The sequence below is a fragment of the Sporosarcina sp. genome, assembly GCF_029257255.1.
Classification (GTDB): Bacteria; Bacillota; Bacilli; order Bacillales_A; family Planococcaceae; genus Sporosarcina.
Genome location: NZ_JARICI010000031.1, coordinates 1 through 8,214, shown reverse-complemented (window position 1 = coordinate 8,214; position 8,214 = coordinate 1). Strand labels below are relative to the sequence as shown.

General features: G+C 41.0%; 14 protein-coding genes and 1 pseudogene. 2 read left to right on the top strand and 13 right to left on the bottom strand.

The window, feature by feature from the left end; all coding sequences use genetic code 11:
* The 7 genes and pseudogenes from Q1J64_RS07135 to Q1J64_RS07105 form a co-directional block, all read right to left on the bottom strand.
* A pseudogene (locus tag Q1J64_RS07135) lies at positions 1–151 on the bottom strand (purine-nucleoside phosphorylase); the annotation flags it as partial.
* A gap of 75 nt (positions 152–226) precedes the next feature.
* Entirely contained in the window at positions 227–451 is a 225-nt protein-coding gene (locus Q1J64_RS07130) for a YozE family protein (protein WP_301108389.1), read from the bottom strand.
* Between the two features lie 15 nt (positions 452–466).
* Positions 467–892, bottom strand: a complete 426-nt coding sequence (msrB, locus tag Q1J64_RS07125; protein WP_301108388.1) for a peptide-methionine (R)-S-oxide reductase MsrB — start codon at positions 890–892, stop codon at positions 467–469.
* Positions 889–1,419, bottom strand: a complete 531-nt coding sequence (gene msrA / locus Q1J64_RS07120; RefSeq protein ID WP_301108387.1) for a peptide-methionine (S)-S-oxide reductase MsrA — start codon at positions 1,417–1,419, stop codon at positions 889–891. Before msrA ends, msrB begins: the two co-directional genes overlap by 4 nt.
* 13 nt (positions 1,420–1,432) lie before the next feature.
* A complete protein-coding gene (locus Q1J64_RS07115; protein ID WP_301108386.1) occupies positions 1,433–2,005 on the bottom strand; it encodes a YpmS family protein in 573 nt (190 codons plus the stop codon).
* An 8-nt stretch (positions 2,006–2,013) separates the two neighbouring features.
* Positions 2,014–2,817, bottom strand: a complete 804-nt coding sequence (locus tag Q1J64_RS07110; RefSeq protein WP_301108385.1) for an SGNH/GDSL hydrolase family protein — start codon at positions 2,815–2,817, stop codon at positions 2,014–2,016.
* Between the two features lie 26 nt (positions 2,818–2,843).
* Positions 2,844–3,680, bottom strand: coding sequence for a DegV family protein (locus tag Q1J64_RS07105; protein WP_301108384.1), 837 nt, complete (start codon positions 3,678–3,680; stop codon positions 2,844–2,846).
* Between the two features lie 82 nt (positions 3,681–3,762).
* On the opposite strand from Q1J64_RS07105, the gene trhA reads away from it, so the two are divergent.
* Positions 3,763–4,398, top strand: a complete 636-nt coding sequence (gene trhA / locus Q1J64_RS07100; RefSeq protein WP_301108383.1) for a PAQR family membrane homeostasis protein TrhA — start codon at positions 3,763–3,765, stop codon at positions 4,396–4,398.
* A gap of 8 nt (positions 4,399–4,406) precedes the next feature.
* Here trhA and Q1J64_RS07095 read toward each other — a convergent pair whose 3' ends face one another.
* From Q1J64_RS07095 to Q1J64_RS07085, 3 genes are all read right to left on the bottom strand, one after another.
* Positions 4,407–4,886, bottom strand: coding sequence for a dihydrofolate reductase (locus tag Q1J64_RS07095; protein WP_301108382.1), 480 nt, complete (start codon positions 4,884–4,886; stop codon positions 4,407–4,409).
* 13 nt (positions 4,887–4,899) lie between these two features.
* The gene (locus tag Q1J64_RS07090) at positions 4,900–5,841 is read right to left on the bottom strand and encodes a thymidylate synthase (protein WP_301108381.1); all 942 of its coding nucleotides are present in this window, start codon (positions 5,839–5,841) and stop codon (positions 4,900–4,902) included.
* 185 nt (positions 5,842–6,026) lie between these two features.
* Entirely contained in the window at positions 6,027–6,203 is a 177-nt protein-coding gene (locus Q1J64_RS07085) for a hypothetical protein (RefSeq protein ID WP_301108380.1), read from the bottom strand.
* 506 nt (positions 6,204–6,709) lie between these two features.
* Here Q1J64_RS07085 and Q1J64_RS07080 point away from each other — a divergent pair.
* Complete coding sequence (locus Q1J64_RS07080) at positions 6,710–6,874, top strand: aspartyl-phosphate phosphatase Spo0E family protein (protein ID WP_301108379.1); 165 nt, start codon at positions 6,710–6,712, stop codon at positions 6,872–6,874.
* A 23-nt stretch (positions 6,875–6,897) separates the two neighbouring features.
* On the opposite strand, the gene Q1J64_RS07075 is transcribed toward Q1J64_RS07080, so the two are convergent.
* From Q1J64_RS07075 to Q1J64_RS07065, 3 genes are all read right to left on the bottom strand, one after another.
* Positions 6,898–7,113: a hypothetical protein gene (locus Q1J64_RS07075; protein WP_301108378.1), complete on the bottom strand. Its 216-nt coding sequence runs from the start codon at positions 7,111–7,113 to the stop codon at positions 6,898–6,900.
* 57 nt (positions 7,114–7,170) lie between these two features.
* Entirely contained in the window at positions 7,171–7,338 is a 168-nt protein-coding gene (locus tag Q1J64_RS07070; protein WP_301108377.1) for a hypothetical protein, read from the bottom strand.
* A 310-nt stretch (positions 7,339–7,648) separates the two neighbouring features.
* A complete protein-coding gene (locus Q1J64_RS07065; RefSeq protein WP_301108376.1) occupies positions 7,649–7,936 on the bottom strand; it encodes a hypothetical protein in 288 nt (95 codons plus the stop codon).
* Between the last annotated feature and the right edge of the window lie 278 nt (positions 7,937–8,214).

Sequence of the window (8,214 nt, the reverse complement as noted above, 5' to 3'; positions counted from 1 at the left end):
TGCCCGTAAAGCCGAACATATTACGAACTTCGTTATACTGTACGACATCTTCTAAAAATGTTTCCGCAATATATTTTGCGCGCAACGGGTCGCCTGGCAGTAGGATCGCGTCTGCGATATCCCCTTTTTTTGCATCAATATGTATACTCATTTGATTCAGCCTCATTTCATTATTTTGTTTTATCATACAGTTAAAAATGACGAGATGCAATGAAGACCTCGCCGTTTATCTGCTGCATACGTGCTCATAGATCGCGTACAGTTCATCAAAAGTGACAGAGCTTAAATCTGCATCAGCGGCATCTTCAATATAGCGTGACAGCAAATCGAACTCTTCTTCATTTTTTGGGAAACTTGCATCACGAAACATTTTCTCTGCGAACATGGCCTTCAGGTCATCTTTTCCGCCGCCGCGATATCTCAGCGCAAAGTGATAAAAGGAACGATCCATCGCGGTCACCTTCCTTTACTCAAATAATCCTTTATATTCTCCATAACCCTCTTTGTCCAAATCAGAGGCCGGAACAAAGCGCATGGAAGCGGAATTGATGCAGTAGCGCAGTCCACCCTGATCCGTAGGTCCATCCGGGAAGACGTGTCCTAAATGGGAATCAGCGGTTTTGCTCCGTACCTCTGTGCGGCGCATGCCATGTGCTGTATCAAAGTGCTCCGTCACTTCCGCCGCTTCGATCGGCTTAGTGAAGCTTGGCCACCCACAGCCAGCATCATATTTATCGTGTGAACTGAATAAAGCTTTGCCGGATACCACATCGACATAGATTCCGTCTTCATAATGCGCATCATATTCATTGCGGAACGGAGGTTCAGTACCGCTTTCCTGTGTGACATGATATTGCATCTCGGTTAATCGTTTTTTCAAATCTTCCTTCATGAGCGATCCCCCCAATGTTGTTGGATAAATCCTGCACGGCCGGAACCAACAGAATAACGTTCATAATGGCCTGGGTTCTTTTCATAATATTTTTGGTGATGTTCTTCCGCAGGATAAAACGGGTGTGCAGGCAAGATCTCTGTGGCAATCGGCGAATTAAATTTACCGCTTTCCTGCAATTCTTTCTTCGATTCTTCCGCTTCTTTCTGCTGTTCAGGAGAATGTGTATAGACTGCAGATTTATATGATTCACCACGGTCACCGAATTGTCCGCCTGCATCTGTAGGGTCGATCACTTGCCAGAAAATATTCAATAACTCTGTATACGAAATCAACTTATCATCAAATTCGATCTGGACAGCTTCCCGGTGGCCTGTCGTATTGGAACAGACTTCTTCATACGTCGGATTCGCTTTATGTCCTCCTGTATAACCTGATGTTACTGAATGTACACCGTCGTATAAATCAAACGGTTTAACCATACACCAAAAACATCCGCCTGCAAAAGTTGCGTATTGTGTAGCCATAAGTGCTGCCTCCTTAGTTTTTCGGTATCAATACTTCCAATATAATATCATTTTCAGCTAAATTCACTTCTTTTGCTCTCACTTGTACATCTCCGGATATCGGGAGATCCTGTAAATTGATGAAGATCTCTTCTTCTTTCGGTCGTACAACCATCCAAGACGGCAGTTCCACCGAGTTTTTCAGTAATTTCAACACCGTCGATGGTGGAACCGTCAAATGTCCTAATTCCATTGACGATTGCTTCAGGATTAAGTTTCCATCATCCTGCACCACCGGATCAAAATGCATAGCAAGCGGCAGTGTATACGAAAATACCGTCAATTCTGATGTCAGCAGCACGTCGTCACCCATTTCCAGCTCAACCGGGAGCGCACCTTTTACTGCTTTTCGAATATACGTATTCGCAATGCCTTCAAAGTTTTCCTTGGTGGTATTCAGTTCCAGTGTATAGCCTTCAGTCCCTTTTGCGTCTGATTCAGGAAGAGGAGGTGATGAAGTCGTACCGCCAATCAATAAAATCAGACCGACAAGCGATGCTGCGACCAGTCCTGCCAGGCTGAAAAATGCTATTTTCCAAAAATTCATTCTCGCGTTCACTCCACTTCCAGCTCAATCGCAGAACATTTTTTCATTTCTTCGACAAATCGGTCTGCCATCAAATCATAGCCTTTACTGTTTGGATGAAAGAAATCTGTGTGATAAACCATATTTTTATTCGAATTAAATAAATCTTTTACAGGCACAAAACAGGCTGCCCCATCTTTCCTGACTTGCTCTTCCAAGGAAACGTTCCAATCATCGACAATCTCTTCAAATTCCTGCACTTCATCTGTTACGACAGAAAAAGGATTATACATGCCCGCCACAATAATGGGCGCGTTCGGATTCAACAATCGTATTAGATGAAACAACTCTTCCATCCTATTTTCGAATTTTCCAAGCTCCTTATAAAAATCCGAAAGTTTCATTTTCATGAAATTACCTTTAACCACTTTCATCAAATCATTACCGCCAATGGTAAAGACGATATAATCTGCTTGTACAATGGCTTCCTGAACTTCAGCATCTTCTAACTGATCTAAGAATTGGTCGCTCCGCCGTCCTCTTTTAGCTAAATTTACGGCATCTACTTCCATAATGCCTTTCCATTGTTCCATTTCTGTTGTCAAGCGTCCGAAATAACCACCATCTTTACGTTCATCTCCCACTCCTTGGGTCAATGAATCTCCTAGACCGAGCACATTGACGCGTTTTGGAACAAAATATTCCGGAATGGAAAATGGTTCGAAGAGAACAGGTTCTCTTTCTGGCAATGTCGTTTCTTTTTGGCTAAATGGTGCTTGGCACCCTGATAAGAACAGAGAGAAGACGAATACAAGCAACATCATTCTTCTCATAAGCTGTATCTTCCCCTCTTACATTATTAATCTGTATAAAACATGAAACCAATCGCACCCTCGCCTGTATGTGTACTGACGATCGGTGTCGTAAATGTGAGCTTCACTTGAATGCCCATTTCTTCAATCAATTTCTTCAATGGATCCGCCATCGCTAATCCATTAGCATGAGCGATGCCGACACTTCGTATTACTTTCCCTGCTGTTTCGTTCTTAAACTCGTTAAATAAATAAGTAACTACCTGCTTATGACTGCGAACTTTTGCTACAGGTGTGTAGACGCCATCCTTCAATGTTGCAATCGGCTTAATATTCATTAGTGATCCCAACATTGCCTTACCTTTTCCTATACGCCCGCCTTTCACCATGTTATCAAGTACATCGACTACGACAAACAATGAAGAACGCTTACGGACACTTTCTACGGCCTCTTTGATTTCTTCCACAGACTTTCCTTCTTCTGCAAGACGACAGGCTTCTAAAACCTGGAATGTCAATGCATATGAAATGAACATCGAATCAATGACTGTCACGTCAGCTGACGATGCATGAGCAGCAGTTTCAGCGGATTTTACAGTACCGCTCATGCCTCCTGTCATATGAATCGAGATAATCTGAGAACCATCGGCCCCAAGCTCATCATATAATTTTTGGAAGACCCCGCTTGCTGGCTGTGAACTTTTCGGAAGTTCCTTTGATTCGCGCATCAGATCCAAAAAATCATCGGGCTGAAGCTCTACTCCGTCAATATATGATTTATTATTGATTTGTACTGTCAGCGGTACCACGTGAATCTGATATTTTTCAATCATTTCTTCTGTCAAGGCTGCAGTTGAATCTGTGACAACGTGTATTTTTTTCATGTGAACTATCTCCTTTGTCAAGTGCGATATGCGATTTTATAGTGTTAGTTTGCTATAGTGTTCATTGAGGAGGTGTCGTCAGTTGAATGACGCATTTGATTATAAAAATCTAAAAGAGGAACGCTTGAACGCGATCACTCATGCCATTGGCTTTTTGCTAAGCATACCTGCACTGGTTTATCTCATTTTGGCCGGTGTTAATCATGGCTCCGCAATTGCCATCGTCAGTTTCACCATCTTTGGCGTGTCCATGCTCCTGCTGTTTTTAATGAGTACGTTATTACATAGTATGCCCATTAAGGTGAAAGAGATTTTCGCCATACTTGATCATTCTTCGATCTATGTTCTGATTGCCGGCACGTATACACCATTCATGCTCGTTACATTAAAAGGAGCGCTTGGGTGGACATTGTTCGGTATCATATGGGGTCTGACACTGCTCGGTATTTTATTCAAGATCTTCTTCATTAACCGTTTTGAAAAAGCTTCCCTTGCTCTCTACATCATTATGGGCTGGCTGATTATCATTGCGATCAAGCCGCTTTATGAACAGCTGCCGGCTGCAGGTTTCTGGCTGCTAGTGATCGGCGGGATCTTCTACACTTTCGGTTCCATCTTTTTTGCATGGCGCCGGCTGCCATACAATCACGCGATTTGGCATTTATTCGTCATCGCAGGCAGCGCATGCATGTATTTCAGCGTCCTTCTCTATGTATGAGGGCGCTGTTATTTTTTGTCCCAAATTTGATAGACATAGGGAGTACCATCTTCTGCATATTGTGTATCGGACTCGCTTGTCAGTTGAAAACCTTCGTTATACTCTGGGAAGAATGTATCGCCCGGATAGGACTTCTCGATAACGGTAACATAAAGCCGGTCAGCCGTCTCCATGGTCATTTCAAAAATCTGCGCTCCGCCTATAATCATCACTTCTTCTGCATAGTCCTCGGCTTTCTGAATGGCCGTATCGAGATCATGCACGACCTCTATACCGTCCGCTTGGTATGCTTCATTTCGGGTAATGATGATATTCAGTCTGCCTTTGAGCGGACGTCCGATTGATTCGAACGTCTTCCTTCCCATGACAATCGCTTTCCCCATTGTCTTTTCTTTGAAGTAAGCCAGTTCTTCCGGGATATGCCATGGCATTTGGTTATCTTTCCCTATTACACGATCCAAATCATGTGCTACCAGTAATGAAATCAACTGATTCTCCTCCTTATACCGCAATCGGCGCTTTAATTCTGGGATGCGGATCATAGCCTTCTATTGTAATGTCTTCTGTTTGTAAGTCGAAAATGGAACGACCGTCGTAATGGACTTTCAGCGTAGGCAATTCTTTTGGCTCTCTCGACAGCTGTTCTTTTACTTGATTTAAATGGTTTTGATAGATGTGTGCATCGCCAAGCGTATGGACAAATTCTCCCGCTTCAAGTCCACATTCATGCGCAATCAAATGAATCAACAAAGCGTAAGACGCAATATTAAACGGCACGCCTAGGAACACGTCCGCACTTCGCTGGTACAATTGACATGACAGCTTCCCGTCCGCTACATAAAATTGGAACAGTAAGTGACATGGCGGCAAAGCCATGTCATCTACTTCTGCCGGATTCCAGGCAGTGACGATATGACGTCGGGAATCAGGGTTCGTTTTGATGCTCTCGATAACTTGCGCAAGCTGATCAATCACACCGTCTCCCGCGTCCCATGCCCGCCACTGTTTACCATAGACAGGCCCTAAATCGCCGTATTTCATAGCAAAGGTTTCATCTGCGAGTATTTTTTCTTTGAATGATGCAAGTTCCGCTTGATAGACTTCCGCGAATTGCTCGTCTTCCAGTACACGATGACCAAAATTCGTCATATCGGGTCCTGTGTACGCTTCACTTTTCACATAGCGTTCAAATGCCCATTCGTCCCAAATGCCATTGCGTTCCTGAATGAGCGTCCGAATATTCGTATCGCCCTTCAAAAACCACAGCAATTCAGAGACGATCAAGCGAAACGCCGTCCGTTTTGTTGTCATTAAAGGAAAGCCTTGTGCCAGATCAAAACGCATTTGATAGCCAAACACGCTATAAGTACCAGTTCCTGTGCGGTCTCCTTTTTTCGTTCCTGTTTCAAGAATATGTTCACAGAGATTTAAATATTGCTTCATTTTCAGACTCCTCTATATCAAAGATGTCACTTAGTTAAAGTAGATACATTATAGCATTATTTCAGCGGTGACAATACCAAACACATTCCGCGTTTTGTAGACATAAAAACACGCTGCAAAATGGTATCTTACGAAAGTCATTTTACAGTGTGTTTTTGGACCATAATTCAATGCTGTTACTATAATCAGATATTCTGTAAACACGTCTTATCGATAATAATGTCTTCTACTTGGTCGTCGGTGTATGATCCTTCAACAAGACGGAATAATGTAGTTTGATGTCTTGTGATTGCATGAATCGTCTCGTGAGTTTTCCAGATTTCCATTAAAGCAATCAGCTTCTCTTCAGTATTATTTCCCAAAGGTTTTATCCTGTTTCCTCATAATAACGCCTTCCCTTGTTCGCATAGGTACTTTTACTACCGAAAAAAGGCCAAATCCCTTTCTTCAAAACACGACTCCTAACCAATATTAATTGGTAGTAGTATTCTTCAGTTGATCAATTAGAATTAAATACCAGTATCTTTTGGTTTTTATCAATAATAAAATTAGAACTAATCTTCTTTTTTATAGTGTAGGTAGCTTTGAGCGGCCAAATCTTTGATACGTTCCATCTTTGAACTACGTAACAACTTCAGTTAAAAGCTCTTGACTCCATCTCATTTAAAAATCAAATCCTAAAGAGTTCATTAAAGTCAAGGATTAACCGGTTAATCTTGTATGAAATTTATTGTTTATGACATTATTATGAAATCACTTTTTACTCGCATGATTCGACACCTTTTATTTTTTGAATAAGCTAAAATTTAAAAAGATTGTTTTTTAGGACCATTGCGAGACAAAAAAACTAATATTGAGAGGGATAATGATGAAAAGTTTCTTGGTAAGGAAAATGTTGAAATTAAAAATTGAAATAAAAAGAAAAGATATGTATAAAAAAGCCGAATATTTAGGGTTTACACATCCACTAGTAGTAAAAAGCAGTCAAGAGTTAGATATGTTACTCAATACATATTTTGATCAAGCAGTTTAATTAAAGGGAGGAATATGTATTGATCAAAATCTCCGGTCGTTATATCGCCAGTCAGAACAAATAGAAACTTTGATTTGACTGGCTTTATTGTTTTGAAATCGCATCTTTAAGCAATAAACACCGCCCTCTACTGCTGCCCATTTTGTGTCATCCATCCCATACTGGAACGAAGTCACGTTGCGTTCACCACTCCCCGTTTTTATCAGCCATTCCAGCAGCATGCGTGTAAAAATATGCATTTTGTTGTGATCCACTCAAAACTTTCGCTATGCCTACCCCGACAATGTTCATCATTATCATAATAAAAAACCATTTCTTCTTTTGCTTCCGTATTGCTGCCTATTAAACTCAGCATGTTTTTCTGTTTGCACATTTCTGAATCGCCCTTCCACATACACACCAAGCATGACTGATGAAGTTGCGATGACCTGTGAAATCTGTTGCAGCTGTGAAGGCTTTTCCATGAGTAAAAGTAATCTTTAATCCCCGATCTTTCATTCAACACTCCTGTTTAAATAACTTGTATTTTTAGTCTAGTCATCATTTTTCTAACCCATTCAGTTCATTGGAACGCAATTAAACAACCAAAAAGAGGCCTAATTCGGATAAGAATCAGGTCTCGATTTGCCTATATATCAAGGGATTTGGTTAAAAAGAAACGGCTTTGGATCGTCTATTGATCCTCCCAGAGTCGCTGGCTTCCGCACCGATCAACTAAGTATTTGCCAAAAAATTGTGCCACAAACCGCCCCCGTTCGCGACAAAGAATTACCGTTATTTTCTCTTGTTTTTTAACTCTAAAAGTATAGGCGTTATATTTAGTAAAATCGATATAATCGTCAAAACCCATAAGGCTGTTTCCATCGTAGGTACTACATCTAATAATGCAGCCCAATCTTTCACCTCTACCCAATCCGACACCATACTGTAATCTGCAACAATTGTCAGTGCTGTAAATGATAATCCCATTGCCATTGCCAATTTATACTCTTTGCCTGTTCCGTACATATAAAGATTTATACAAGTTGCTATTATTGCGATAAGACCGAATATTACCCACATAACTATACCTCCATTCACATTGAAAGTTCTCATTAATCAAGACGGAGCGAGATAGTAAATGGTTCCATAATCGCAACTAAATGGCTCAATAAACAATTTAGGTTTTGTCTATCAATTAGATCTTAATTGAATTTTTATAACCCTCTCATTCTTAAATTAACTGGACTGCCACGAGCTATTTCCTTCATCGTTTTACTAGCTAGCTGATAGACTAGAGGTACGTTTCAGAAACAAAGGAGAAGAGTTAATTGAAAAAAATATTTATGTTGCTGTTCGCT